This is a genomic window from Daejeonella sp. (assembly GCF_030695525.1).
In the GTDB taxonomy this organism is placed as follows: domain Bacteria; phylum Bacteroidota; class Bacteroidia; order Sphingobacteriales; family Sphingobacteriaceae; genus Daejeonella.
Genome location: NZ_JAUYSS010000061.1, coordinates 1 through 26,108, shown reverse-complemented (window position 1 = coordinate 26,108; position 26,108 = coordinate 1). Strand labels below are relative to the sequence as shown.

General features: G+C 40.0%; 24 protein-coding genes. 16 read left to right on the top strand and 8 right to left on the bottom strand.

The genetic code is table 11. The features are described from left to right. Positions 1-9 precede the first annotated feature (9 nt). The 7 genes from Q8S11_RS14225 to Q8S11_RS14195 all read left to right on the top strand — a co-directional run bounded on the left by Q8S11_RS14225 (position 10) and on the right by Q8S11_RS14195 (position 7,909). Positions 10-996: a beta-ketoacyl-ACP synthase III gene (locus tag Q8S11_RS14225; RefSeq protein ID WP_305662785.1), complete on the top strand. Its 987-nt coding sequence runs from the start codon at positions 10-12 to the stop codon at positions 994-996. 75 nt (positions 997-1,071) lie between these two features. Further along, positions 1,072-1,548 carry an acetyl-CoA carboxylase biotin carboxyl carrier protein gene (accB, locus tag Q8S11_RS14220; protein WP_305662784.1) on the top strand — a complete coding sequence of 159 codons (477 nt, stop codon included), beginning with the start codon at positions 1,072-1,074 and terminating at the stop codon, positions 1,546-1,548. Between the two features lie 88 nt (positions 1,549-1,636). After that, the gene (accC, locus tag Q8S11_RS14215) at positions 1,637-2,977 is read left to right on the top strand and encodes an acetyl-CoA carboxylase biotin carboxylase subunit (RefSeq protein WP_305662783.1); all 1,341 of its coding nucleotides are present in this window, start codon (positions 1,637-1,639) and stop codon (positions 2,975-2,977) included. 136 nt (positions 2,978-3,113) lie between these two features. Next, a complete protein-coding gene (gene tatC, locus Q8S11_RS14210) occupies positions 3,114-3,989 on the top strand; it encodes a twin-arginine translocase subunit TatC (RefSeq protein WP_305662782.1) in 876 nt (291 codons plus the stop codon). A gap of 56 nt (positions 3,990-4,045) precedes the next feature. After that, positions 4,046-4,480, top strand: a complete 435-nt coding sequence (rpiB, locus tag Q8S11_RS14205) for a ribose 5-phosphate isomerase B (protein WP_305662781.1) — start codon at positions 4,046-4,048, stop codon at positions 4,478-4,480. A 24-nt stretch (positions 4,481-4,504) separates the two neighbouring features. Next, on the top strand, positions 4,505-6,112 hold the full coding sequence (locus tag Q8S11_RS14200) for a M28 family peptidase (RefSeq protein WP_305662780.1): 1,608 nt from the start codon (positions 4,505-4,507) through the stop codon (positions 6,110-6,112). Positions 6,113-6,415: 303 nt separating this feature from the next. Next, positions 6,416-7,909, top strand: a complete 1,494-nt coding sequence (locus tag Q8S11_RS14195; RefSeq protein ID WP_305662779.1) for a M28 family peptidase — start codon at positions 6,416-6,418, stop codon at positions 7,907-7,909. Between the two features lie 104 nt (positions 7,910-8,013). Here the strand turns inward: Q8S11_RS14195 and Q8S11_RS14190 are convergent, their stop codons facing one another. Together Q8S11_RS14190 and Q8S11_RS14185 are read right to left on the bottom strand one after the other, a co-directional pair. Continuing rightward, positions 8,014-9,528, bottom strand: coding sequence for a hypothetical protein (locus Q8S11_RS14190; protein WP_305662778.1), 1,515 nt, complete (start codon positions 9,526-9,528; stop codon positions 8,014-8,016). Positions 9,529-9,645: 117 nt separating this feature from the next. After that, positions 9,646-10,296, bottom strand: coding sequence for a hypothetical protein (locus Q8S11_RS14185; RefSeq protein WP_305662777.1), 651 nt, complete (start codon positions 10,294-10,296; stop codon positions 9,646-9,648). A 241-nt stretch (positions 10,297-10,537) separates the two neighbouring features. Between Q8S11_RS14185 and Q8S11_RS14180 the strand changes: the two genes are divergently transcribed. Continuing rightward, entirely contained in the window at positions 10,538-11,923 is a 1,386-nt protein-coding gene (locus tag Q8S11_RS14180; protein WP_305662776.1) for a LutB/LldF family L-lactate oxidation iron-sulfur protein, read from the top strand. Positions 11,924-12,014: 91 nt separating this feature from the next. Here the strand turns inward: Q8S11_RS14180 and Q8S11_RS14175 are convergent, their stop codons facing one another. Then, the gene (locus tag Q8S11_RS14175; protein WP_305662775.1) at positions 12,015-12,950 is read right to left on the bottom strand and encodes an AraC family transcriptional regulator; all 936 of its coding nucleotides are present in this window, start codon (positions 12,948-12,950) and stop codon (positions 12,015-12,017) included. A gap of 342 nt (positions 12,951-13,292) precedes the next feature. On the opposite strand from Q8S11_RS14175, the gene Q8S11_RS14170 reads away from it, so the two are divergent. Beyond that, a complete protein-coding gene (locus tag Q8S11_RS14170) occupies positions 13,293-14,528 on the top strand; it encodes an MFS transporter (RefSeq protein WP_305662774.1) in 1,236 nt (411 codons plus the stop codon). 71 nt (positions 14,529-14,599) lie between these two features. Further along, positions 14,600-15,592 (top strand): Gfo/Idh/MocA family protein, encoded by a 993-nt coding sequence (locus Q8S11_RS14165; protein WP_305662773.1) that lies wholly within the window; start codon positions 14,600-14,602, stop codon positions 15,590-15,592. An 83-nt stretch (positions 15,593-15,675) separates the two neighbouring features. Here Q8S11_RS14165 and Q8S11_RS14160 read toward each other — a convergent pair whose 3' ends face one another. The 3 genes from Q8S11_RS14160 to Q8S11_RS14150 form a co-directional block, all read right to left on the bottom strand. Beyond that, positions 15,676-16,074 (bottom strand): helix-turn-helix transcriptional regulator, encoded by a 399-nt coding sequence (locus tag Q8S11_RS14160; RefSeq protein ID WP_305662772.1) that lies wholly within the window; start codon positions 16,072-16,074, stop codon positions 15,676-15,678. A gap of 136 nt (positions 16,075-16,210) precedes the next feature. Next, positions 16,211-16,402, bottom strand: coding sequence for a type II toxin-antitoxin system HicA family toxin (locus Q8S11_RS14155; protein ID WP_305662771.1), 192 nt, complete (start codon positions 16,400-16,402; stop codon positions 16,211-16,213). Positions 16,403-16,691: 289 nt separating this feature from the next. After that, the gene (locus Q8S11_RS14150) at positions 16,692-17,177 is read right to left on the bottom strand and encodes a helix-turn-helix domain-containing protein (protein ID WP_305662770.1); all 486 of its coding nucleotides are present in this window, start codon (positions 17,175-17,177) and stop codon (positions 16,692-16,694) included. Positions 17,178-17,603: 426 nt separating this feature from the next. Here Q8S11_RS14150 and Q8S11_RS14145 point away from each other — a divergent pair, with 426 nt between their 5' ends. The 6 genes from Q8S11_RS14145 to Q8S11_RS14120 all read left to right on the top strand — a co-directional run bounded on the left by Q8S11_RS14145 (position 17,604) and on the right by Q8S11_RS14120 (position 22,073). After that, on the top strand, positions 17,604-17,915 hold the full coding sequence (locus Q8S11_RS14145) for a hypothetical protein (protein ID WP_305662769.1): 312 nt from the start codon (positions 17,604-17,606) through the stop codon (positions 17,913-17,915). Positions 17,916-18,654: 739 nt separating this feature from the next. Beyond that, complete coding sequence (locus Q8S11_RS14140) at positions 18,655-19,296, top strand: DUF6266 family protein (RefSeq protein WP_305662768.1); 642 nt, start codon at positions 18,655-18,657, stop codon at positions 19,294-19,296. 56 nt (positions 19,297-19,352) lie between these two features. Continuing rightward, positions 19,353-19,718 carry a hypothetical protein gene (locus Q8S11_RS14135; protein WP_305662767.1) on the top strand — a complete coding sequence of 122 codons (366 nt, stop codon included), beginning with the start codon at positions 19,353-19,355 and terminating at the stop codon, positions 19,716-19,718. Then, complete coding sequence (locus Q8S11_RS14130; protein WP_305662766.1) at positions 19,637-20,500, top strand: hypothetical protein; 864 nt, start codon at positions 19,637-19,639, stop codon at positions 20,498-20,500. The genes Q8S11_RS14135 and Q8S11_RS14130 overlap by 82 nt, the downstream gene beginning before the upstream one ends. A gap of 284 nt (positions 20,501-20,784) precedes the next feature. Continuing rightward, entirely contained in the window at positions 20,785-21,279 is a 495-nt protein-coding gene (locus Q8S11_RS14125) for a hypothetical protein (protein WP_305662765.1), read from the top strand. Positions 21,280-21,791: 512 nt separating this feature from the next. Beyond that, positions 21,792-22,073, top strand: coding sequence for a GIY-YIG nuclease family protein (locus Q8S11_RS14120; protein WP_305662764.1), 282 nt, complete (start codon positions 21,792-21,794; stop codon positions 22,071-22,073). 402 nt (positions 22,074-22,475) lie between these two features. Here Q8S11_RS14120 and Q8S11_RS14115 read toward each other — a convergent pair whose 3' ends face one another. Together Q8S11_RS14115 and Q8S11_RS14110 are read right to left on the bottom strand one after the other, a co-directional pair. Beyond that, positions 22,476-23,762, bottom strand: a complete 1,287-nt coding sequence (locus Q8S11_RS14115) for a Gfo/Idh/MocA family protein (RefSeq protein WP_305662763.1) — start codon at positions 23,760-23,762, stop codon at positions 22,476-22,478. A gap of 110 nt (positions 23,763-23,872) precedes the next feature. Further along, positions 23,873-25,234: a DUF1080 domain-containing protein gene (locus Q8S11_RS14110; protein ID WP_305662762.1), complete on the bottom strand. Its 1,362-nt coding sequence runs from the start codon at positions 25,232-25,234 to the stop codon at positions 23,873-23,875. Positions 25,235-26,108 lie beyond the last annotated feature (874 nt).

The following is a 26,108-nucleotide window of genomic DNA, read 5'->3' as shown; positions in this document are numbered from 1 at the left end:
CAATCTATCATGTCTAAAGTTCATGCTGCAATAACAGCCGTTAATGCTTTCGTTCCCGAATATATTCTTACCAATAAGGAACTGGAAGGAATGGTTGAAACCAATGATGAATGGATTACCAGTCGTACTGGCATTAAAGAACGCCGCATCCTTAAAGGAGATCTTGGAACCTCAGATATGGCTACGTATGCCGTAAAGGGATTGCTAGAAAAACGCGGGATTAGTGCAGAAGAAATTGACCTTATTATTTTCTGTACTACGACACCCGACATGATGTTTCCGGCCTCAGCGAATATCCTTGCACACAAAATCGGGGCTAAGAATGCCTGGGGATATGACCTCAATGCTGCATGTTCAGGTTTTCTATACGGACTGGCAACAGGTTCTCAGTTCATTGAAACAGGCAAACATCAGAAAGTTTTGGTGGTTGGAGGCGATAAAATGTCTTCTATCATCAATTATAAAGACCGTACAAGCTGCATCATTTTCGGTGATGGATGTGGTGCTGTTTTACTTGAACCAAATACAGAGGGTTTCGGAGTAATTGATTCAGTACTTAAGAGTGATGGATCAGGAGGCCCCTATTTATGTCAGAAAGCCGGGGGTTCATTAAGACCTGCAAGTCATGAAACGGTTGATAATGATGAGCACTTTCTGTTCCAGGAAGGTCAGGCTGTTTTCAAATTTGCCGTAACCAATATGGCGGATGTTGCTGCTGAGATCATGGAAAAAAATAATCTGCTCTCGGAAGATGTAGACTGGCTGGTTCCACATCAGGCCAATAAGCGAATTATTGATGCTACAAGCAATCGCTGCGGTATTGCTCCCGAAAAAGTGATGATCAATATTGAGAAATACGGTAATACGACAAACGGTACTATTCCACTGTGTTTATGGGAATGGGAGAGCAAACTCAAGAAAGGTGACAATCTGATCCTGGCAGCATTTGGAGGTGGATTCACATGGGGTTCAGTGTATTTGAAATGGGCTTACTAAAAAAATAAATCAACATCGTTTCTTAATATTTTTATCATAATTTTAGATTAAAATCGTCCACATAAACTAAACAAAATGGATATTAAACAAATTCAGGAGCTTATTAAATTTGTTTCCAGATCTGGGGTAAATGAAGTTTCTATTGAGCAGGAAGATTTTAAAATTACCATAAAAACCAATCAGCCTCCGATCTATCAGGTACAGGCAGCTCAGCAAATTCAGGCCACATCTACTCCGGCAGTTGTAGCAACACCTTCAGTTCTGGCAGATGCTAAACCTGCAGCCGCCCCTGCAAAGGAGGAAAATTCAAACTACATAACTGTCAAATCACCAATGATTGGCACTTTTTACAGGTCTTCCAGTCCTGATAAGCCCATTTTTGTAAATGTTGGAGATGAAATTAAAGCCGGACAGATAGTTTGTATCATTGAAGCAATGAAACTTTTTAATGAAATCGAATCTGAAATTTCAGGCCGTATCGTAAAAGTGCTGGTAGATAATGCGAGCCCTGTAGAATATGATCAGCCATTATTTTTGGTGGAACCTATCTGATTTGAAAATTAACGATTTGAAGATTTGAAGATTATTAAAATCTTCATTTTCAAATTATCAAATTTTCAAATTTTCAAATTGAAAAAGCATGTTTAAAAAAATACTTATTGCAAATCGTGGTGAAATAGCTCTTCGGATTATCCGTACCTGTAAGGAAATGGGCGTGAAAACCGTAGCTGTTTATTCAACTGCCGACCGCCATAGTTTACATGTACGGTTTGCCGATGAAGCAGTTTGTATTGGTCCGCCACCAAGTAAAGACTCTTACCTAAGTATACCCAATATCATATCTGCAGCAGAATTAACAAATGCAGATGCTATCCATCCCGGTTATGGCTTTTTGTCTGAAAATGCGAAATTTTCGGCAATTTGTCACGAATACGGCATTAAATTTATAGGCGCTACTGCCGACCAGATCAATGGTATGGGCGATAAAGCATCGGCAAAAGAAACTATGAAAAAGGCCGGTGTTCCAACTATTCCGGGTTCTGAAGGTTTATTATCTGATGTAAAAGAGGGTATTAAAATTGCAAATGAGATTGGTTATCCGATTATCCTGAAAGCTACAGCCGGTGGTGGTGGCCGTGGAATGCGTATTGTATGGAACGATGCTGAGTTCGAGCCTGCCTGGGATTCAGCACGTCAGGAATCAGCAGCTGCATTTGGAAATGACGGATTATATCTTGAAAAATATGTCGAAGATCCGCGTCATATTGAGATTCAGGTAATTGGAGATCAATATGGTAAGGTATGCCATCTCTCTGAACGTGATTGCTCCATTCAACGCAGACATCAGAAATTGGTGGAAGAATCCCCTTCACCATTTATGACCCCGGAGCTGCGTGAAAAAATGGGTGATGCCGCCATTAAAGGAGCCATGGCTGTAAATTACGAAGGGGCTGGCACAGTGGAATTTCTGGTAGATAAACACCGCAACTTCTACTTCATGGAAATGAATACCCGTATACAGGTAGAGCATCCGGTTACAGAAGAGGTAATTAATTTCGACCTGATCAAAGAACAGATTAAAGTAGCTTCTGGAATTCCGATTTCCGGGAAAAATTATATCCCTGAAATGCATGCAATTGAATGCCGTATCAATGCTGAAGACCCCTTCAATAATTTCAGGCCATCTCCCGGACTAATTACCAATTTCCATTCACCGGGCGGCCATGGAGTAAGGGTTGATACCCATGTATATGCCGGTTATCAGATTCCTCCAAACTATGATTCAATGATCGCTAAACTGATCTGTGTCGCGCAAACCCGGGAAGAGGCGATTTGTACGATGGAACGTTCCTTGAGTGAGTTCGTAATTGAAGGAGTAAAAACTACCATCCCTTTCCATTTAAGGTTGATGAAAGACCCCAATTTCCGTGCAGGTAATTTTACCACCAAATTTATGGACAGCTTCGACCTTACGGAATAAATAGTGATCAATATGAGGGTTAAACACAATATACTATCTTTTTTCGTAGCTGAATGTCACAATAGATTGATGCTTATTAAATATCCACTGAATACCATTCCAAAATTAAACAGAATGGTATTTTTGTTTTAAAATTATGAGTGAGGAACGTACTGACCTGGTAAAGGCTATCAAGGAGAAAGGTAAAACCATTGAAGCCGAAATGTCTTTTTTTGACCATCTGGATGTCCTCAGGGGGCATCTGATCAGGGCTTCTATTGCCATTGTAACCTTTACTATACTTGCCTTCACATTTTACGATTTTATATTTGACCAGATCATTATGGGTCCGGGCCGTACCGATTTCTGGACTTACAGAATGATGTGTGCAGCCACCGAAAAGTTCAACCTGGGTGCAGACTTTTGTGTAAAGAAACTCAGTTTTAATATCATAAATACAGAACTTGGCGGACAGTTTACTCTGCAACTCAATTCTTCCTTAATGATAGGAATTGTACTGGGTGTACCTTACCTTTTATTTGAAATATGGCGATTCGTAAAACCCGCTCTTCATGAGAATGAACGTAAATCAGCAACCGGTTTTGTATTCTGGGCATCCTTGCTGTTTATAATTGGCCTTTCCTTTGGTTATTATATTATTGCACCACTTTCGATTAATTTCTTAACGAATTATGAAGTCAGTTCGATCATCAACAACCAGATCACCATTTCTTCCTATTTCTCTGTTGTTGCTACCCTGACTATCGGGGCTGCGATCACATTCGAACTACCAATCATTATCTATATCCTTTCAAAACTGGGAATTATGACCCCGGAGTTTATGCGGTCTTCCAGAAGGTATGCAACGGTGATCATATTAATTATTGCCGCAATAGTTACCCCTACCCCTGATCTTGTGACCATGCTTACAGTTAGTTTCCCTCTGTTCTTACTTTATGAATTAAGCATTTACGTTTCGGCTAAGGTGGCCAGTAATAAGAAAAAAGCTGAAATAGAATTTTATAAGGACTAATTGAAAAATTCTCAATAATTCAATTATTATAGTTTATTAAATTAAGATTTAAAGAGATGAACCAACATATATCAATTGCAATCGGAGCTGATCACGCAGGTTTTGAGTACAAGAGCATGCTTATTGAGTTACTGAAAGAATATAGCGTAAAAGACTTTGGTACCTACAGTGCCGACTCCGTTGACTATCCTGATTTTGCACATCCCGTCGCCAGTGCGGTTGAGAAAGCGGAATTTACGATCGGCATATTGATCTGTGGAAGCGCTAATGGGGTAGCCATCACAGCCAATAAACATCAGGGTATCAGAGCAGCAATCTGCTGGAATGAAGAACTTGCCGAACTGGCAAGATCTCATAACAATGCCAATGTTTTATGTATCCCGGCGAGATTTATTAGCCCTGAGCTGGCCAGACAGATCTGCATGAAATTTATCAATACAGAATTTGAAGGAGGCCGCCATGCGAACAGGGTGAATAAAATCTCCTGCTGATAATTTTAAACTAACCAAGAAAATATGATTTCAAAAAAAACAATCTGGGCGCTATTTCTGCTCTGTGTTGCAACACAGGCATTCGCTCAGGATCCGAATGCACAAAAGTTTGCAGAGCAAATCAATGTAAAAAATGCGAAAAAACATCTCAACATACTTGCTTCTGATAAGTTTGAGGGAAGGGAAACCGGTAAACCAGGTGCAGAAAAAGCAGCCAAATACATCGCCAAAGAATTCAAAAAATTAAAGTTAATTGCACCGGTTAATGGATCCTATTTTCAGGATGTTCCACTGCTTGAAACCTCTTTTGATGTCACTTCCTTTACCACAAACGGTAAAACTTTAAGTCTGGGAAAAGAATTTCTATTTACAGGCAGTGGTGACGCTAAATCAATCGATGCAAGCGAAATTGTATTTATAGGCTATGGAATTGGCGCAGAAAATTACGATGACCTTAAAAACACTGATATAGCCGGAAAAGTGGTTTTAATGATTAATAAAGGAGAGCCGATGAACAATGGAGTTTCTGCAATCAGCAAAACCTCAAAAGTATCCGACTGGAGTACCAGCCGGTTTAAACGTCTTCAATATGTAACAAGTAAAAACCCTTCCCTTATTCTGGCAGTGAGCCCGGATGTAAGCGCTGCCCTTCAAGCCTATTCCCCAAGGACTGGCAGGTTGAGTATTAAAAAGGAATCAATAGTTTCAACAAATAATCGCCCCGGAAGTACTGCACTTGTAAGTATTACACCGGAGGTAGCCAATCAAATCCTGAAAAATTCAGGAAAGAACTATGAAGCCCTGAAATCAGCAATAGATAAAAGTGGCACACCACAATCTCAGGTTCTGAAATCTCAGATTTTAATGAATTATGGCCCGGTGAATAAAGAAGTAAGATCGGTGAACGTAATGGGATATCTGGAAGGCAGCGACCTTAAGGATGAACTGGTGGTTTATTCAGCCCATTATGATCATATCGGACTGACAACTGATGGTGGTGCCGACAAAGTTAACAATGGTGCTGATGATGACGGATCAGGTACCACCGGTGTACTGAACATTGCAAGAGCCTACGCCAAAGCCAAAAAAGCAGGCCATGGCCCCCGCAGGAGTGTTTTGTTCTTAATGGTAACAGGTGAAGAGAAAGGCCTGTTAGGCTCAGAGTATTACTCTCTTAATCCGGTTTTCCCTATGGCCAATACCATTACCAATCTGAATATTGATATGATCGGAAGAACCGGTGAATTATACAAAGGCACCGCTGATTCTGCAAATTACTGCTATCTGATCGGTTCTGATAAAATGAGTACTGATCTTCATAAGATCAGCGAGAATGCCAATGCTGTTTATACCAAAATGAAGATTGATTATAAATACAACGATCCAAATGATCCTGAACGTATCTATTATCGTTCAGATCATTATAATTTTGCAAAGAATGGTGTTCCCATTGTATTTTATTTTAATGGCGTGCATGAAGATTATCACAAACCGAGTGACGAAGTGAGCAAGATAAATTTTGAATTGCTTACTAAACGTGCACATCTCGTTTACTATACCGGATGGGATCTTTTGAACCGGGATAAAAGACCGGTTGTAGATGTCAAAAATGATATGCCGGCTACGCGATAGTCTGGAAACAAGAAAATGAAAAACCTTGCCCCTGCCATATACTCAAGGATTTCATTGTGTATGTCAGGTGTATAAACGACCCCAAAGGTGGTCGCATGTTTATAGAAATGCAATAAAATACCATTCCCCGACCACCGAAGGTGGTCGCATGAAATAAAGCGACACATGCGACCAGCTTCGGGGTCGGGATTTTCGTGTTAACCAAATGCTATAAACATTTGACCCTTTCCGGGTCATTGAACCTAATAAAAACAAGACTTATCAAATAGATACACGGTGGATCAATCCTGAATTCGATAAACAATGAAAAGACAACTAACTAGCTTTATACTTTCCGCAGTCATTTCGATTCAATGCTTTGCTCAGGATCCTGCTGCACAAAAATTTGCTGCCGAGATAACAGCAAAAAGAACCAAAAAACATCTAAAAGTTCTCGCTTCTGATAAATATGAAGGCAGAGAAACAGGAAAACGCGGAGCTGAAATGGCTGCAGCTTATCTTGCCAGAGAGTTTAAGAAGTTGAAACTAACTGCCCCTGTTAAGGGTTCCTACCTACAGGATGTTGAATTAATCGAAACATCTATAATTGTCAATTCATTGGAGGTAAACGGCAAGAAACTACAATACTTAACCGATTTTACATTCAGCGGAAGTGGAGAAGCAAAAATAATTAATACTGATGAGATCATTTTCATAGGATCTGGAACAGAATCAGATCTTAAAAACACAACTATAGCAGATAAAGTTGTTTTACTGAAGCAAGAGGGAGAAACCGCTGAAATAAACAAGAGGCTGAACTTTATAAAGAATAAAAAACCTACATTGATCATAGCAGTAAATTTCGACACCACCAAGCCCCAGCATTCGCATCTAGCAGGTGCAAGCCTAAGTGTTAAAAATGGGATTAGGGAAAGTGTTCCAATGCGGGCAAATACCCCGGGAGTCATTCAAATAGGATCTGAAATTGCAGATAAGATCCTGAGCAGATCCGGCAAAACATTTGGAGAACTAAATGCAGACAATGGATCACAGCTAATTAAAGCTGATGTTAAATTGAATTATGAGCCTGTGAAAAGAGGACTCAAATCATCCAATGTTCTCGGTTTTCTGGAAGGAACAGACCTGAAAGATGAACTGCTTGTTTACTCTGCCCATTATGATCATATTGGAATGAATCCTGATGGAGGAAAAGACAAAGTATTTAACGGCGCTGATGACGATGCTTCAGGTACTTCAGGAGTTCTGGCAATTGCAAGGGCCTTTGCCAAAGCAAAAAATGATGGAAATGGCCCAAGGAGAAGTATTCTGTTTCTGATGTTTACCGGAGAGGAAAAAAACCTGTTGGGTTCTGAATATTATGCGCTCAATCCTGTCTTCCCGTTTGCAAAAACCATCACTAACCTGAATGTAGATATGATAGGCAGAATAGGAACTGATTATTTAAACTCGCCGGATTCAAGCAATTACTGCTTTCTGGTTGGGGCTGATCGGCTGAGTACCGATTTGTATAAGATCAGTGAAAATGCCAATGCTATTTACACAAAACTGAAAATCGATTATAAACACAATGCCCCCGATGACCAGATCTATTACTGGTCAGACCATTACAACTTCGCTAAAAACGGAGTTCCGGTTATATTTTATTACAATGGCAAGCATGATGACTATCACAAGGGTAGTGACGAAATCAGCAAGATCAATTTTGAGCTTCTGGCAAAAAGGGCACAACTAGCATACTACACCGGCTGGGATCTGGTTATGCGGGATAAAAGGCCGGTAGTTGATGTAAAGGATTAAATTACGATTCAAAATAAGACTCATTTCAAATTCGCAATGACAAAAGGGCGGACTCAAAATCAATGAATCCGCTCTCTTAATGGAATATTGATCGAAAAAGAACATCAATAGCTATACACCGTTTTGATCTTAAACAAATGCTCTCCATTTAAATAGTTTTTAAAACTTTTTATTAATTCTTTTGGATAGCCTTCATCATCATAACTGTACTCAAATTTATACGGTTCCGCCGAGGGAATACTTCCTGAATATGTTTTCTTCTGATTCACCAGGTTATTCTTAGGTAAATTCGAAAGATAAATATTTGGCATATTAAGGTGCACATACGGATTGATATTGAAATCATATTGATAGATTCCGCTTTCACCCCCTCCCGGACTGCTGGCAGAGTCTTCTGTTCTGTTGCCTCCAATGATTTTCTGAATGTAATCCATCGTGTTGCCATTAGAGAAGGAATATTTTAAGTTAATCCTTGCATATCCTGTAGGGAACTGATACTCAACCTGAACATTGGTAGTCTGATCATAATTCACTTCCTTCATCTTTATGATCTTTGTGCCTTCTGTATTGTAAGTTAGCTCCAGATAGCCTACCGCGCTCCCCTTATCATTGATATAGTTAATCTTACTTAGCTTATCATTCGAATAAACATAAACTTTAGACCATGCTAAACGCAGGTCACTAAACTGCGGAAGTTTATCATAATATTCAATTTTCTTAAGATTACCGTTTGGATCATAACTGTAAATTGTTTTGCCAGAGGGCATATATCCCGCCTGGGTGAAGGTAAATTGCTCTTCAAGACGTAACTTTTTGGGTGACTTAGCTCCTCCCAAAGTATAAACAACAGCTTCATTAATCTGATCTTTATTGATGGTCATCTCATCTGAAACTCCCCATTTACTCAGTTTAACCTGATATTTTACACCAGATTTTGGCAGGAATATCTCATTTACTCCTCCAGCTAGCAAAGTATCCTTCTCACTCACAATCCCCTTTGAATCCCAACTGCTGAGCTTGAATAGAGCGGGTACATTATCATAAATAATATCCCCTACCCTGATTACAGCCTGAAGTTTTAACTTAATGAATATATTCTCATCAATGGTTTGAACTTTGAAATCAGCTGTTTGATATCCAAAATTCTCTGCTTTATCATCATTCAGAACTTTAGCGACTTCAACAGGAAGATCAAAAATATCAGTATTTTCGAGTTTAAAACTGATGTTCAAAGGCTTTTCTACTTCCGAAGCTTTTAGGGAATTAGCCCTGGGTGCAGCAAACCTGGTGAAGTTAGCCCCATTACTGATTATAAAACTGCTGACTTTATAATTCCCTGCATCAAGCTTAATTTTCTCTGTGACATACTTTCCGTTGAAGCTGATACTCAGTTTTTTATTACTCAAAACTTCTTCATTCCTATCACTCTTAATCGTTACAAAAGCGAATAAGTCTGAAGTATCATAAGAAGATCCATCAGGAAGTGTATCCAGCATAATTCTGAATGTATTCATTTCCTGAGGAACCGGCAGTTGCAGGCTATTCTCCTCTTTCACGCATGAACTAAAGCCGATTAGAAGGCTCAAAAGGTAAATAAAATTTAAATTTATTGATTTCATTTGATTGATTTTTTACCATTCCTGGCTACCTAAGTCAATAGGGTTCCTGCACCAGAAGGGTGTTTTTTAAAAAATAAAAAATTGTTAATTGAGACCGGACCTGGATCCGGATGGTTTTTAATTCTTCACGTAAACAGGAAGTTTTCTAACCCTTAATTTTCTCTCAGAACTAATTCTGGAAACTGCTTCTGGTTTTGAAGAATGGTATAAAGAAAGACTCATATCATTCTCACTGGCACGTGCCCGGGGTACATAAACTGGCCCTGAGCTACTGCTTATGACATCACGCAAAACAGAAACACCAACATTAATGCCGGCTGCAGCCGCTTCAGACATTATGCGGTTATTCTGTACCCTTGTACGGATGATCATATCCACACCAAGAATCTTTGCTAATTCAGCAGATGGGACTTTCCATGAGTCCCTTATTGAAATTCCATTCTCTTCAAGCTTACTGTTTATTAAGCGAAAATCCATCAGCTTTACGCTCCATTTATTTCGCACCCGGCTGCTGGTAGCACGGAATAAAAGGTCATCATAAAGAGATTCCTGAATTTGGCCACTTTGCTCAAGCTCCATTTGGGAAACACGATCAGGTCCCCAATTCTTTGGCAAATTGCCTGTAAATATTACTTCAGCAGGAAGTACTGCTAAGATTTGGGTACCAGGTTCAGCTTTTGAAAAAAAGGTTTTGTCTTTGTAGACTTTTGAACTACAGGAGGCTAATAGTAAGAGGCCCGGTAAAATTAATTTAATAAAATTTTTCATCTTGTATAAAATTATAATAAGTACGACCCAATCTTCTTTTTATGGAAGAATGGTCAACAATCCGGAATATTGAACATCTTTAGCATCACAAGACCTTTTAAATTCTGATTGTCACATTTATATAGACGTTGGGAACTCAACCTTCGTTACAAGCAGGTGAAAATTATTTTCAAATATTTCGATTTGTTCAAAATTTTGGACAGAAAAGGGAGTTTAAGTTCAAAATACTTAGATTCGCATAATGAGCAAGTTAGCCACCGATTTCATACATACCTCAGATACTAAAGCCTTTGATCTCGATCATCGCCGTATCATCAATTATAACATTGGTAAATATCATGTTGCTGTTGAACGGGGATTATCAAAACTTGCCAATCTTGAAAATTCCAAACGGAAAGCTCATACCATAAAATGGAAGGTTATGGAAAATCTCGACAAACTTCTTCCGGAGTTTGAATCGAATTTCCAGAGAAAGGGAGGCAAAGTAATTTGGGCGAATGATATAGAAGAAGCTCAGAATGAAATCCTCCGGATCATCAAAAAAGCCGGAGCAAAAACCGTAATCAAATCCAAATCTATGGCTACCGAAGAAATTCATTTGAATGAATTTCTGGAAAAGAATCATATTGACGCACTGGAAAGTGACCTTGGGGAGTACATTGTACAACTGCTGGGACAAAAGCCTTATCATATTGTCACTCCTGCCATGCACCTGAGCAAGGAAGATATCGCGAAATTGTTCCATGAAAAATTCGGAACAGCGATAGATTCCACACCGGAACAGCTTACGATGAAAGCCCGGGAGTTGTTAAGGGAAAAATACACTTCCTATGATATTGGTATTACCGGTGGGAATTTCCTGATTGCAGATAGCGGCAGTATCGCCCTGACAGAGAATGAAGGAAATGCGAGGTTAACCACTACTTTCCCAAAAATCCATATCGCAATAGTCGGAATTGAAAAAGTCATTCCTACAATGAATGATCTGGATCTGTTCTGGCCGATATTATCAAGCCATGGTACCGGACAAAATCTGACTGTTTACAATACAATTCTGGGTGGTCCACGACAAGGAAATGAAAGTGACGGACCAGAGGAAATGTATGTAATTTTACTTGACAATGGTCGTACCAATTTGCTTGCCCAAAAGGAGCAGCGACAGGCCCTCTACTGCATACGCTGCGGTGCTTGTTTGAATGCATGCCCCGTCTATAAAAACATAGGTGGCCATACCTATGAAACTACATACAGCGGCCCGATTGGTTCAATCATCACACCGCACATGGCCGGAATGAAAGAATTCAAGCATTTAAGCTATGCTTCAAGCCTCTGTGGAAAATGCACCGAGGTATGCCCTGTTAAGATCGATATTCATAAAATGCTCTTGTTGAACAGAAGGGATTCCGTTCAGCAGGGATTAAGTGATTTTACAGAAAACATGGGATGGAAAGGCTGGAAAACGGGAATGTTGAAGAGAAAAACGATGGATATGTTCGGGGGTAAATTCAAAAATTTAATGCTCCGGACTTTCTTTAAGAAAAGCTGGGGGAAACACCGTGAACTTCCCAAACTGACTGAAAAATCATTCAGTAAGCAGTGGAAAGAGAAAGATAAATTGGTTGGTTAGTTGTTGGTTGTTAGTTGTTGGTTGTTGGAAATATACTACTAAATGTCAAATGAGTAGTATCAGTCCTGATACCTGATACCTGATACCTATTTCACGCACACTCCACCGAAGTTCTATTAGATATCACCAGCCATCTACCCGTACTGCCAACCTGAGGCACATTGACATTTGATGTCCTTCGATATTCACTTGGTGTCATATTTTTAATCTTCCTGAATTGTCTGTTAAAATTGGCCAGGTTATTAAAGCCACATTTGTATGCAATTTCAACCACATTCTCATCCAGTTCCCCTAATAGTTTGCAGGCATGTCCAACCCTCACCTTATTCAGGTACTCAACAAAAGTAACCCTGTAATGCTCTTTAAAATAGTTGCAAAAAGTACTTACTGCCATATTCGCTACAGATGCTACTTCATTAAGCGTGATATCATGATCAAAATTCCGCAGAATGTAAGCATTTACCTTACTGAACTTATCAGAACAATCCAACAGTCCGTATTTGAGATAACCAGGGCTTGCCAGAAGTTCATACTCATTACTTGCACACAAAATATCGAAGATTGACAATAAGGAAGCAAGCCGCTGAATTCCACTCATTGTCTGCATGTCCTGCATTAAAGCAGCAATTTTATTCCTCGTATTGCCTCTTATTACCATCCCATGTTTCGATAGTTTTAAAAGGTTATTGATAGGCTCAATCTCGGGTAGGTTATAAAATTCTTTTCCCAAAAAATTTTCGACGAAATGAATAACAGTTGCCTCTGCAGTTAGATTAGCCTTCCCTTTAAAATATTTCGGATCATTGGTCCAAAGATGCGGGAGGGAAGGCCCCATCAAAACAAGATCACCTTCCATAAAATATCCTATATGATCTCCAACCTGGCGGACGCCGGTACTTTTGTTGACCAATACCAATTCATATTCAGAGTGAAAATGCCAGGGACAAGGGAAAAATGGCCCTTCTTCCTTGAATATAATGAACGATTTATCTAACTCTAGCGGAATGTGATACTGTAAAGCTTTCATGATAAAATCTTTTTAATGACCTAAACTAATTTAAACTATAAAATCAATAGAAATTGAATTTATAGAAAATAGTATCATAAATGTAAATAAAAGTAGCAGAAAAATGCCCTCAGGTAAGATAGTTTTGATAAATAGTAGGAAGTATAATACTTTATTACTGAGAATTCCAGAAAAATAAATTGACTTTTGTTTAATAATTTTTAATCATGAATATATTTATCAGATAGAATTTATAATGACCTTAAGTTTAATGATAAATGTTATTTTAGTTAGCTGAATAAATAATTTGTAATTAATTTCTTAAGAAAACTATATACTTAAACATTCAAATAAAAAACCGCCATGCAAGCACAGCTCAAAACCAAACTAGCATTTTTTATGTTTCTCCAATATTTCATCTGGGGCTCCTGGTATGTCAGTATGGGGACATACCTTAGCAAGACACTTCAATTTGATGGCGGACAGATTGGGCTTGCCTATGGTGCCTTCGCTATTGGAGCGATGATTGCACCATTTCTGGTTGGATTACTTGCAGACAGGTATTTCGCATCCGAGAAGCTTCTGGCTTTCCTTGGAATTACGGGTGGATTGATGCTATTCGCCCTCCCGATGATGACAACGTTCAGTTCATTCTACCCGATGCTGATTATCTATTGCTGCACTTTTGTGCCTACACTGGCACTGGGTAATTCCCTGTCATTGCGCCATCTGGATAACCAAAAACGTGATTTTCCATTAGTTAAAACGCTTTCATCAATCGGCTGGATTGCTGCAGGTATTACTCTTAGTGTTGTGTTTAAAGGTGAACAATCAGCAGTTCAGTTTTATGTTGCCGGAGCAACTTCAATTATTTTCGGCTTATTCTCACTCACATTACCCCATACTCCTCCAATGAAAACAGGCAAGGATGTAAGCATGAGCGAAATTTTGGGTCTAGATGCATTGGCGCTTCTGAAAAAACCATCATTCGCCATTTTCATTGTATGTATGTTCCTGATCTGTATCCCGCTCTATTTTTACTTTGTGAACATGAATTTGTATGTAACAGAATTGGGATGGGAATTTAGTGCAGCTAAAATGTCATTGGCTCAGGTCTCGGATGTTATTTTTCTTATTCTGCTACCATTTATGCTGAGCAGACTTGGTTATAAGAAGACCATCTTTATCGGGATTCTGGCCTGGGCAGCACGCTATTTCCTCTTAGCAGGAAGTGTCGATGCAGTTTCAATGCAGACAGTCATGGTATTCAGTGCAATTTTACTTCATGGTGTTTGTTATGACTTTCTATTTATTGCCGGACAACTTTATGTGGATGATGAAGCCAATGAAAGAATGCGCGGTGCTGCTCAGGGACTAATAGCATTTATACTGTGGGGAGTAGGCGCCTTTGTTGGCACTCACCTTGCCGGAAGTTCTCAGGCAATCCATACACTGGCTGAGCCAATTGGTAATATTGCGCATGACTGGTATAATATCTGGATCTACCCGGCCTGGGGTTCGGTAGCTGTACTTGTAGTCTTTGTTATCTTCTTCCGAGAACCTAAGAAAGTTGTGAAGGCAGAGGCGGAGAATAAATAGAAATGTGAATGGAGAAGGGAGAATGGAGAATGGAAAATAGGAAATTCGTAATTGATAATTGGTAATTGATAATGAAATCTAAAATTCGCTGGGGGATACTTAGCACCGCAAAGATCGGAGTAGTAAAAGTTATTCCTGCTATGAAGCAGGGAAAATACTGTGAAATTGCCGCAATAGCCTCCCGGGATTTGAATGAGGCCAAAAAAGCGGCCAATTTGCTTGACATTCCAAAAGCTTATGGTTCATATGATGACCTATTGTCAGACTCTGAGATTGATGCGGTCTATATTCCTTTACCTAACCATATGCATGTGGACTGGGCAATCAAGGCCATGGAGGCCGGTAAACATGTGCTGCTGGAAAAACCTGTTGGGCTCTCCAGTAAGGAAGCCCTAAGACTGATTGAGGCTTCAAAAGGTAAACCGGGATTAAAAATCATGGAGGCTTTTATGTACCGGCATCACCCCCAATGGCAAAAAGCCAAAAAACTGGTGGAAGAGGGGTATATCGGAAAGCTTAAAACCATTCAGACTTTTTTCTCATATTATAATACAGATCCTAATAATATTCGGCATAACCCCGATTTTGGAGGAGGAGGCCTGATGGATATTGGTTGTTATTGCATTTCCTTATCACGGTTTATTTTCGGCGAGGAGCCCAAACGGGTGTACGGACTTGTTGAGTTCGATCCGAAATTTAAAACGGACCGAATGGCCTCGGGAATACTTGATTTTTCAAGTGGTACTTCAACATTTACCTGTTCAACGCAAATAGTACCATTTCAAAGGGTTAATATTTTTGGTGATACGGGCGGTATAGAAATAGAAATCCCATTTAATGCCCCACCGGATAAACCAACGAAATTGTGGCTTCATACCTCTGATAAGACGGAGGAAATTACCTTTGAAGTCTGTGATCAGTATACGATTCAGGGTGATCTTTTCTCTAAAGCAATACTTGACAATACAGAAGTTCCTACCCCGCTTGAAGATGCACTTAATAATATGCTGGTGATTGAGGCGGTGTTTAAGAGTTCTGGAAGTGGGCTTTGGGTAAGTATCTAGGTTTTTATGCTTTTAATAAAGTCAGACTCAATTGTGTGCCATGGCAGTGCTAAAAAGTTTTGAAATGAAAAGCAAAAGCGATATTAAGCGTCAACCATGTCAAGGCTTGACAATTCTTTGCCAATTTCCCTAATTCCTGTTAAAATCTTTTCGACTTGCTTTGGTGATGGTTTTCTATGGCCATTTACATACATTGAAAGGACGGAGGGGTTAATGCCAACTCTTTCACTTAATGCTTTTGCATTTATTATACTATAATATTGAAAGAATTGCGGGATATCAACTTGAATTGACACCTCATCTTCAGTTACGATCTTTAACCCTCGATGTTCGTTGTGTAAATTTAAGGCATCAACAATATTTTCCTTCAGTTCTGTAAAGGTATTGCCAGTTGTACCTACCGGATAAGTTTCGAAATCTTGAGCGAATGCTGAAAAGCCTGTTGAGGTCTTTTCAACTGTGAAAACGATCTTGCCTGCCATGTCTGTGCCAAAATTTGTGGCTGATTGTATGCTTTACACTTTGTTTGTATAAGCATGAGTTCAATCCCTGATCACCGGGATGCCGTGTCTACTTTCACCAGTAAGTAGAACCTGTGATTATTTTTAATAGCAGAGTTTATTTTAGTCCTGCTTGTTTTTTAAACTTCTCAGCTAAACCTTTAGACATTTCATCCGATCCATGATCAGGAAATGTGATAATATTGTCAGGTTTATCCGGATGTGATAATATTTTGTGACTGCCTTTACCTTCTCGAATAACGATCCAACCCGCTTTCTTTAACAACCGTAGTAGTTCTGAACATTTCATCTATTGGTTAATTAAATGAATCAGGTTAATGACTATTAATCAAATGTAAAGAATTGTTAACATTATTGCAAATGATTATTTGTAATAATTGGCTTCCAAATATTACTTTTCGATAAATGCCCATTTGGTTTAGGTATTAAGCATGGTCTGTGAAATCTATCAAACATTCAGTATAATATGCTGGTGGCTGAGGCTTTATATAAGTAATTCCCAAATTACTTAGGAGTTTCTTTTAAAATAAATAACATGGGCTCCTCAAATTGCAAAACCACAAATACAGAACCTCTCATCAAATCCCCCCTTTATCCTCCCCAGTAAATCTCCCATTCTGAACCTTCACCTCCACGCGTATCACAGAAAAATAATGGAAAAAGAAGACTCCAAGCCCGAGAATAGCCGCCCAAAAAAGCTTTAAATCGATTGATTTTAGCTCTGCCCCATCGATCACGCCATTGCTCATGTCTGACCAGGCAACCAGAAGGAGAAAAATATAAGCAATCTGCCCTCTTCGGTTAAGAATGGCAATAGTCCGGTTTGTATTAGTACTGCAATTAAATTCATCAGCATACCAATTGGTAGAAATTAAGTCTTTAGGTTTAAAACTGAGGATTTCTGCCAGTTTGTTGATCATATCAATATCCGGCTGATCAGCATTGTATTCGATTTTAGAATAGGTACCCTGCGACATGTTAAGATCTTTTGCCATGGCTTCCTGGGTGTAGCCTCTGTAATTGCGCATCATGCGGAGATTTTCTCCAAAGTGGAAATTTTTCATAGTTTGGGGTTTTGGGGTAGATGATAGATGTTTAATTTTTAATTTTTAATTCACATAAGCACAGCGTTTTGTATATTAAAAATAATTAAACAGATATCCTTCTGCAATACCCAATCCTATAGCTGATCCCTCCTTAAAATTCAAAAATCAATGCAATGAGCCCGAAAACGAGGTTTTTCCCTGTCTTTAAATAAATCCCCAAAGCAGAAATAAATCCACAACAAGGCCTGATAATTATTGTGAGCCCTGAATACTTGCTTTTGCAGATCTATTGGGCTTGCTGGTCATGAAATTTCTTTGATCGAAAATTATCTTCTCAGCAATTCCGGACTATTTTTTTATTTCTCCATTTTGATGAATTATTACTGCAATGAATAACATTTTCAGAGCTTTCAGTGCAATTTTATATCAGCAAATTCTCAAATCGTGAACAAACTGGATCACCTCATCAAGTCAATCGACCGGCTCGTGGAGCTGAATGAGGAAATGCTGCAGGAAATTCGGGGCTGCGGAACTGCTGATTTTCATCCTACAGAAAAGCTGAGAAAATCAAAACTTGATATTGAAACCCTTGGACAGCTCATCAATTCAAACCAAGTCAGGGAAATACTCAATTTCAGCAAGAGCACCTTATCCCGGAATATTAAATCAGAGATATTTACCCCTATCCGTATTGGAAAACAAAACTGGTTTGACCTTTCCCAGATTGAGGCTCTAAGGAATTATTTCCTGAAGTAAAGAGGATTCCCTCTGGCAAATATTTAACCTAACATAAGTTCGATATTAAACTATCTAAAGATTAAGATTTAACCACATAGATTGAATTTATTATGCTTTAAAGGAAACATAGATTGAAGCGAAGCTTCAAGGCTATCTGTGTCTAAAATGTAGGTTAGAAGCTATAAAATACTATGTTTCCCTGCCGGCAGGCAGGTATGCGGTTTTTTAAATATTAAGTCGAGCTCAGGTTAACCTAATCTTTCCGATAAACTGTCTTGTTCGAGAAAAGTCTCCTTTATTCGAGTCGCGTTCGGGAAATCGATCCAATCCTTCGGGAAAACTGCCCTTCTGTTCGAGTCGTGTTCGAGTGGCGTTCGGGTCATGCTCGAGTCCGGTTCGAGTCCGGTTCGGGTGGTGTTCGTCTCAGGCTCTTGAAATGCCTGTCTCAAGTTTGACACAAGTTCGACATTAGTATGGCTGGCAAAGCCCGGGATGTAAACGAATAGCAAAAATCTGCCGAACACAATACTGCTCTGGGATTAGTCAGTCAATATTCAGATACATAAATCGGGATAACAAACTAAGGACTTATTCCTACACATGTCACTCAAATATCGCTCAGATGTCACTTACTAGTCAATTCGGGTCATTTTTTGGGGAATCTGGAATTCACATCTACGTTTGACCCGGATATCAGCTATACCGGTAGATGCAAATCCTAATTAATTAATTTTTAAACATTTAAAATTTAAACATTATGGGAAGAATAAAACAAGGAGCCAATGGTGGCTTCTCCGGCAAGGCCGGGAGTGTGATTGGAAGCAGTTGGAAAGGGGTCGAATACATCAAAGGGCGACCAAAGAAAAGCAACAAACCTTCTACTCAAGGCCAGATTGAACAGCGGGCAAAGTTTTCAGTGGCTGTAAAATTCTTAAAGCCTATCAAAGATCTGCTGAATGTTACTTGTAACAGTCTCCGCGAAGGAAGGGCAATGGGTTTTAATATGGCACTCAAACAGGTGCTGGCTCAGGCAATTTTGGGAGATTATCCGGACTATGCCGTCGATTATGCAGCTGTCAAACTTGCCTACGGTCCACTTGCGATAGCAAAAGGGTCTGCTTCGGCAGAGGGTGGAGGCATTTTGAAGGTAAGCTGGACTCCACAGACCAATAAATACAATGCATTTGCGGATGATGTAATCACGGTTTTGATCTATGAACCTGAAACCAATATTTACATCCATGGTCTGGACAATGTTCTGCGATCTGAAGGAGAAATGCTGATTACAATGGAAGAGAATATGATTGGTCAGAATCTGGTTATCTATTACTTTTTCACTGATAGAGGTGAGAAGAAGATCTCCGAAAGCTATTTCGCGGGTGAAGTCGTGATTGTTTAACAAAAGAACTGCGGCGGGTAAAACCGCCGCAGTATTTAAAATCAAAATTAAAAATCATGGAATATTTAAAATCAATATTTTCTGCAGGTCAGATCCTGAGAAAAGAATACCTGGGCATTGGGCTTGTTTTACTCCTGTTTGCCATTTTCCCACAGTTAGTCCGCAGCTTTGATGAAAGTGCCGCTCCAATAGACCCGGGTGCATTAAGCGCAATTTTAATGGCCGTATTGGCGATGCTAATTTTCAAGCTGAGCACCTGGTGGCTTATCAAGACTATCTGGCCATTGTTTGCCACTTATTCTGAATTTCATTTTGAAACCAATTTTAAATCCTTACAGTCATGGCAAAAAGTAATCATCTTTCTTGGCTTTTACTGCTCACTTTTATTTGCATTCATTTTGATATTGATAGCTATTCTATAAAGGAGAGCCTGTATCCAGAAATCATCCTGCCTGCTGGCCAGGCAAGAATCCAGAATAATTTAGGGCAAGGCCTTGGAGGATATTCCCTGAACAAAATATTCAAAGAGGATCATTCTGATATCATCGCAAGAGTTAAACAGGTTTATGATTCACAGATCGGGGTACGGGAATCTGGATTAAATCGCGGACCGGAAGTGGAGAAGTATCTACACTATGTAAACCTTACGAAAGGTAATCCCTGGTGTGCAGCATTCGTGTGCTGGGTCTTCGGGAAAGCGGGGGTTGCTAATCCGCAGACGGGGTGGTCACCATCTTTATTTACTGCTTCAAGAGTAATTTGGAGTAGAGAATCAGGAACCAAGAACCAGGAACCAAGACGCCCACCAAGCGTATTAGAAACCGATAGTGCCTATCCAACCAGACAGATAACAGGTAACAATTGGCTAAGGGCTGAAAGCGGAAAGATAAAAGCGGAAAGCCCTGTATCTGAACAAAGAGCATGGAGCAAGGAACAAGGACACGTACCATATACCTATCCGACCAGACAGACAACAGGTAACAGACAACAGATAACCCCTACTACCGGCGACGTCTTCGGCATCTATTTCCCTGAGAAAAAAAGGATTGCTCATGTGGGATTTATCGATTCATGGGATGGAACCTGGCTGATCACCGTTGAGGGCAACACTAATACATCCGGCCACCCTGAAGGCGATGGGGTCTACCGCAAACGGCGCCCCGTCAGGAGCATTTACCGGGTGGCGCGCTATATCAATTATTAAAAAAGAAAGATCATGGGATGGAACCTGGCTGATTACCGTAGAGGGCAACACAAATATATCCGGCAACCCTGAAGGCGATGGGGTCTACCGCAAACGGCGCCCTGTCAGGAGTATTTACCGGGTGGCACGCTATATCAATTATTAAAAAAGAAAGATCATGGGAACACTAATAAAAGGAATAAGCGGTCACATTTCCGGCAAGGTCGGAAATGGATAGGTGTCTGATACGGCATATGCAGGCGAGACAATAATCAGATAAGCATTAAAAAACTAATTGTATCCTTATGAAAAACTTCATTTTACTGGCGGGCATGATATTAATCATGTCTGTCCAGTACGCATGCCGCACAACTAAATTTTCAAACCGCCAGCTGAATCAGCTCACACGGCTTGAACAAACAGATACGCTGATCCGGGAGCAGGAAACTATACATTTCTCCCATGCCCGCTTTGTCAGGGACTCTATCGGGCAGGTTTATCAGATTACGATTTTCCCGAGGGACAGTTTTCAATTTTCTGTGGAAAGGGGTTTTATTGGCAAGGCAGCTAAGGTAGAGATTATAGGTTCAATCAGGCAGCTAAACCGGGTAAGTGATAGCACTGTGCTTATGGTTTCCGAAGGTAAAGAGACAAGATCTAAGATGATCAGAAAGCTGGCGTCCAGGCAGATCAACAATTCTAAATCTGTTGAAAAGGACAGGTTTAATGGTTGGCAGGTTTGGGTGGTTGTGGGGGCAGTATTATTGCTTGGCTGGGTGTATCAGAGGTTTAGGAAATAGGGGCAATTTGAAAATGGTCTAACTCTGAGATGCCATTAGGATGATGTTACGATTTGGTTCAGTTCCGATATTACAATGGATTGCTGGGTGATGAAGAGAGGTAACGGGTCAAGTCCAATGTCATTATTTAAGAGTGCGGCTAGGCTCTTTGGATTAAAATTGCTTGTGGGGTATTGGAGAGGTTCACAATTCGTAGTTCTGACAAAGTTAGTTGGGATTCAGGAGAAACAGCCTTCGTGCGAACCGATTTTATTGTATGACTACGTTTGAAGGATTGTGGGGTTTCTCGCCCTCGCGAGATCCGATTTTATCGGATGACAATGGTTGCTAAGGGTAAGGAGGTTCCTGCTTTCGCAGGAATGACAAGTGTGGCTTAGAGGCAGGAGATTCCAGCCTTCGCTGGAATCGAAATGCGGAACCGTATGATAAATGATGTAGACCTTTTACTCATTTTTTGACTTTATGTATTTCGGGGATTGCAGTTTTGGAGAATGAGGGAATATTATGTTTACATGCTTACAAATACTTATCATAATGTTTTGTACATCGGTTTTACTAACAATATCCGCAGAAGAGTATACGAGCATAAACGGAAGCTCGTTTATGGATTCACGAGTAAGTATAATTGTACTAAACTGGTGTGGTTTGAAAAGTTTACTGACGTGAACTTAGCCATCGCCAGAGAAAAACAATTAAAGACCTGGCAACGATCATGGAAAAATAATCTGATTGAAAAACATAACCCAGATTGGCATGATCTTGCCGCGGATTGGTTCATCAAAAGAAGTAAGTAACCTGAGACGATTCCAGCGAAGGCTGGAATCTCCCTATACCTCCCACTAAAATTTGTCATTCCAGCGAAAGCTGGAACCCACCTCCCGATTTATCATCCCTCGAAGGCTGGAACCTCCCAATCCTTAAATAATAACATGGGGTCAAGGCAAATGTCATTAAGTTAAGGGCAGGAGGTTCTGGCCTTCGCCAGAATGACAATGCAATTTTTCTAATAATGGAGGAGATCCTGAATTCGTCAGGATCGTAATCCTTAACTTAATGACATTGGGGTCAAGCCCGCTAAGGGCAGCCTCATTTTGTAAGCATTGATTGTCATTATCTCGAAAGCCACGACCCCATTCTTTAAACACTTATTGTAATTATATCGAAGACCCCGACCTTCTCACCATCCCCCAAACACCTTACGTCAAATCCCATTCCTTCCGATTTTCCCTCGATAATAGCTGATTCGCCTCTCTGTCGTGTACAAACCGCTCCCTTCTATCATTCCATTCCAGCTTTCTACCTGATTTATAGGATATTAGTCCGAGGTGCATAGGCAATGTAAGTTTACGGGCATATTCCAGATTAGACTCGGGTTGTGTACGTGATTTAACTGCATTCACAAAATTCTGCTGATGACCCGGTGAACGTTCAATTGTGACCGGAACATGAGCCAGATCAGACACAAGCTCTCCTCCTATCCGAACCTCATGGGTATTATAATCGCAAATCAAAGTACCCTTATCTCCCTCAAAATAAGCTCCAATATTAGAACGGGTGGCAGCTCCCGGAACATTTGGAACCATGCTCGTCCAGTAAACATTTAAATCTTCATACTCATAATCCACATCAATCCAACGCTGAACATTGGAAATACCGGTATTTTGCTCACCTCTGGCGTGGATGCTTTTTAAGCCCTGAGGCTGGAGTGCCCAATAAGCAACATCAGCGATATGCGACCAGAAATCACCGAAGACACCATGTCCATAGTCAGAAAAATAACGCCAATTAAAATGACAGCGTTGAGGATCATATTCAGATACAGGAGCCGGGCCAAGCCACATATCCCAATCCAAATTCTTTGGAACCGGCTGGTAGGCTGCCGGACCAAAATCGGGTGGAACACCGGTTTTCCATAAACGAATGGTATGAATTTTACCCAGGATTCCCGAGCGAACAAGTTCCACCACACGATGATAATTATCGCCTGCATGAATCTGCGTACCCAATTGGAAAATCCGGTCGTAACGCTTTAAGTTCTTAAGCATTTCTTCGCCTCCTTTAACATCATACGAAAGGGGCTTTTCACCATACACATCTTTACCGGCCTTAAATGCCAACGTTGCAATCTGACTATGCCAATGATCCGGAGTAGCACAGCTTATGGCATCAATATCCTTACGATCCAATATATGTCTGAAATCTTTGTAAGCCTGAGCTTTATGTCCGGGACGAAGGGTGTCCAGGGTTTTCATCGTGGAATCTAAATGAAGCTGATCCACGTCACACAAAGCCACAATTTCAACTTCCGGAATTGCCGAAAACCACTTCATATGCGCATTGCCCATTCCACCCAGACCAATATGGGCAACGCGTAAGCGGTCACTTGCAGCTACTTTACGCAGCATTCCAGGTAACATCAACATTCCCATACCGGCAATGCCTGTCTTCCTGATAAAATCCCTACGGGTTGAATTTAATTTCATATACTTAATGAGATGTGAGATATGAGATGTGAGATGTGAGATACCAAGTTTAATAGTTGTTACTCATCTTTAATAATACATTCCACAGTTAGCATACCCAGTAATTCTAATTATTTCGCACTCAAATCCTTGATCCTGATATTTCTGAACTTCAGCGGATTTCCATGCCCAAGAAAACCGATATGCCCACTGTCTCGTAATAAGCCCGGATGTTTCAGCCCGTCGGCTGCACCATTTTTTCTGGCATCCGTAATATCCGCATCAAGTATTTCGGTACCGTTTAAGATGACCTTGATCTTTGGTCCCTGAACAATTACCTCCTGATAATTCCATTCGCCCACAGGTTTCAGATAGCCTCTTTTTGCAGGTAAAGTACCATAGATAGAACCGTGATACTGATAAACTTTCAAATCCTTATAAACAGGAGCATCATTATCCAGTATTTGCAATTCCATTCCTTCATAAGCTGCATCGCCGGTTATAGGAGAGCGGATGCCCAAACCATTGTTCGCACCAGGAGTTAGTTGAAACTCAAAACGCAATACAAAATCACTGAATTCTTCTCTGGAGAATAAGTTATTACCCAGAGCACTTTTGCCAGGTTTCGGAATAACAGCCATATTACCATCTTCGGTGATATAATCCCTGGTATTACCTATCCAGCTGTGCATATTCGTTCCATCAAACAATACCTTAAAACCATCCTTCTTTTCCTGAGCACTCAGCTGGAATGGTTTTACGCGTGGAAGTTCCTTGATGTAAATATTCCGGTAGGCAATAGGTGAGCCATGTGCCTGTAATTCTATTTGTTCTTCAGCAAATATGGGTATACTTCTGTCCCAGTAATTTTCAAGAATCACATTATCAGTTACGAGTACATCGTTAAGGTATACAGTAACACGATCGGCTTTCATAATAATATGGAAGGTATTCCACTCATCCAATTTTTTGTCAGCTACCGTGAGCGGCTTACTTTCATGCTCCTTATTATTGTACAAACCACCTGAACCAACCTGTGCCCCAACTTTTAAATTCGCATTATCCCAAATTTGTACCTGAGGAGTACCTCTCAGGTAAATACCTGCATCACCGTCCAGAGTGCCATTATTAATAATTTTCCAATCGACCAGCATTTCAAAATCACCATATTTCTTTATTGTGGTAATATTATTTCCATGCCCTGTAAATTGAAGCTCGCCATTCACCACTTTCCAGCTATCCCGCATTTCTGCATCAGCCTTCTTTTGTGCTTCAGCTAAGGTTTTAGCGTCCATTTTCGATCTCTTTATCGGGTCTGCAACCAAACCCTTCCAACCTTTCAGGTCTTTCCCGTTAAAGAGAGGTACGAAGCCCTCTTTTTGCAGCATTTCTGCCTTATTTTCTACCCGCTTTGGGTCTTCTTTAAATGATACCAGCACAGGCAGAATCAGTGCCAGCAAAATGAGAGACCTGAGTTTATTTGAAAGATTCATTTTTTATAGTTTGTTTTCTAAATTGAAATTAAGAATTAAATCAGCCAATTTATCTGAAGAATTAAATTAATCTGAGTTCGATACAATTTATTTAACGTGAGTTTGATATATAAATATTTAAAGATCAATATCTAACCACATAGATTGAATATATTATGCTTTAAAGGAAAAATAGATTGTAAATCATATTGTGTGTAACAAAGCTTAAAGAAATCTGTGTCTAAAATAAATCTGGCAGCTTTAAAATGCTATATTTCTCTGCCGGCAGGCAGGTATGCGGTTTTTTATATTTTGTCGAGTTCACGTTATTTAAGAATTTGGTTTGAGTTGCTAATTTGTAGTTTCAAATTGGTTTATATCATTTTGAAATATACTGCAGTGTACTTTTTAAAGGCAGTCCCGCTTTTCGCTCATACTACACAGGCCTTAACCACAGGCCGGTATCCGCTCCAATCGGGTTTAAGAACTTCAGAATTACCAATTAAAACTGATCTATCCATCAATTGTATCTAATAAGGGAAGGCGAATTTAAGGGCGCATTTGCTAATTTGCTCATCACTGTTGTCCGGTTAAAATAAAATGTTTAAAAATATCCTTTTAAAAAGTATCGTGAACGATTTTATTTCCTGATTTCAAAAAGCAAGCCCGGCTGTTAGCGCACTCGCTCAATAGGCCCCGCTTTTAAGCGGGGTATACAAGGGGGATATTCAAGGCTTCAGCCCAAAATAATCCGTTTATACCGGAACACCCGCATCGGGCTTCAGCCCGATTAAATGTTGTCGGCGCTGAAGCACCGGTTTACGTTATTTTCTAACCTGCTATATGTGGGGCTGAAGCCCGAATTAATCACGCCGATTACAACCCGCCTAAAGGC

Coding starts and splice junctions, on each gene's coding strand:
- Q8S11_RS14190 (WP_305662778.1), bottom strand. CDS start 9,528: ATGAAATCAATAAATTTAAATTTTATTTACCTTTTGAGCCTTCTAATC.
- Q8S11_RS14160 (WP_305662772.1), bottom strand. CDS start 16,074: ATGGCAGGCAAGATCGTTTTCACAGTTGAAAAGACCTCAACAGGCTTT.
- Q8S11_RS14110 (WP_305662762.1), bottom strand. CDS start 25,234: ATGAATCTTTCAAATAAACTCAGGTCTCTCATTTTGCTGGCACTGATT.
- Q8S11_RS14125 (WP_305662765.1), top strand. CDS start 20,785: ATGAAAAACTTCATTTTACTGGCGGGCATGATATTAATCATGTCTGTC.
- tatC (WP_305662782.1), top strand. CDS start 3,114: ATGAGTGAGGAACGTACTGACCTGGTAAAGGCTATCAAGGAGAAAGGT.
- Q8S11_RS14115 (WP_305662763.1), bottom strand. CDS start 23,762: ATGAAATTAAATTCAACCCGTAGGGATTTTATCAGGAAGACAGGCATT.
- Q8S11_RS14120 (WP_305662764.1), top strand. CDS start 21,792: ATGCTTACAAATACTTATCATAATGTTTTGTACATCGGTTTTACTAAC.
- Q8S11_RS14150 (WP_305662770.1), bottom strand. CDS start 17,177: ATGAAAAATTTCCACTTTGGAGAAAATCTCCGCATGATGCGCAATTAC.
- accC (WP_305662783.1), top strand. CDS start 1,637: ATGTTTAAAAAAATACTTATTGCAAATCGTGGTGAAATAGCTCTTCGG.
- rpiB (WP_305662781.1), top strand. CDS start 4,046: ATGAACCAACATATATCAATTGCAATCGGAGCTGATCACGCAGGTTTT.
- Q8S11_RS14180 (WP_305662776.1), top strand. CDS start 10,538: ATGAGCAAGTTAGCCACCGATTTCATACATACCTCAGATACTAAAGCC.
- Q8S11_RS14200 (WP_305662780.1), top strand. CDS start 4,505: ATGATTTCAAAAAAAACAATCTGGGCGCTATTTCTGCTCTGTGTTGCA.
- Q8S11_RS14225 (WP_305662785.1), top strand. CDS start 10: ATGTCTAAAGTTCATGCTGCAATAACAGCCGTTAATGCTTTCGTTCCC.
- Q8S11_RS14135 (WP_305662767.1), top strand. CDS start 19,353: ATGGAATATTTAAAATCAATATTTTCTGCAGGTCAGATCCTGAGAAAA.
- Q8S11_RS14195 (WP_305662779.1), top strand. CDS start 6,416: ATGAAAAGACAACTAACTAGCTTTATACTTTCCGCAGTCATTTCGATT.
- Q8S11_RS14185 (WP_305662777.1), bottom strand. CDS start 10,296: ATGAAAAATTTTATTAAATTAATTTTACCGGGCCTCTTACTATTAGCC.
- Q8S11_RS14140 (WP_305662768.1), top strand. CDS start 18,655: ATGGGAAGAATAAAACAAGGAGCCAATGGTGGCTTCTCCGGCAAGGCC.
- Q8S11_RS14155 (WP_305662771.1), bottom strand. CDS start 16,402: ATGAAATGTTCAGAACTACTACGGTTGTTAAAGAAAGCGGGTTGGATC.
- Q8S11_RS14175 (WP_305662775.1), bottom strand. CDS start 12,950: ATGAAAGCTTTACAGTATCACATTCCGCTAGAGTTAGATAAATCGTTC.
- Q8S11_RS14165 (WP_305662773.1), top strand. CDS start 14,600: ATGAAATCTAAAATTCGCTGGGGGATACTTAGCACCGCAAAGATCGGA.
- Q8S11_RS14130 (WP_305662766.1), top strand. CDS start 19,637: ATGGCAAAAAGTAATCATCTTTCTTGGCTTTTACTGCTCACTTTTATT.
- accB (WP_305662784.1), top strand. CDS start 1,072: ATGGATATTAAACAAATTCAGGAGCTTATTAAATTTGTTTCCAGATCT.
- Q8S11_RS14170 (WP_305662774.1), top strand. CDS start 13,293: ATGCAAGCACAGCTCAAAACCAAACTAGCATTTTTTATGTTTCTCCAA.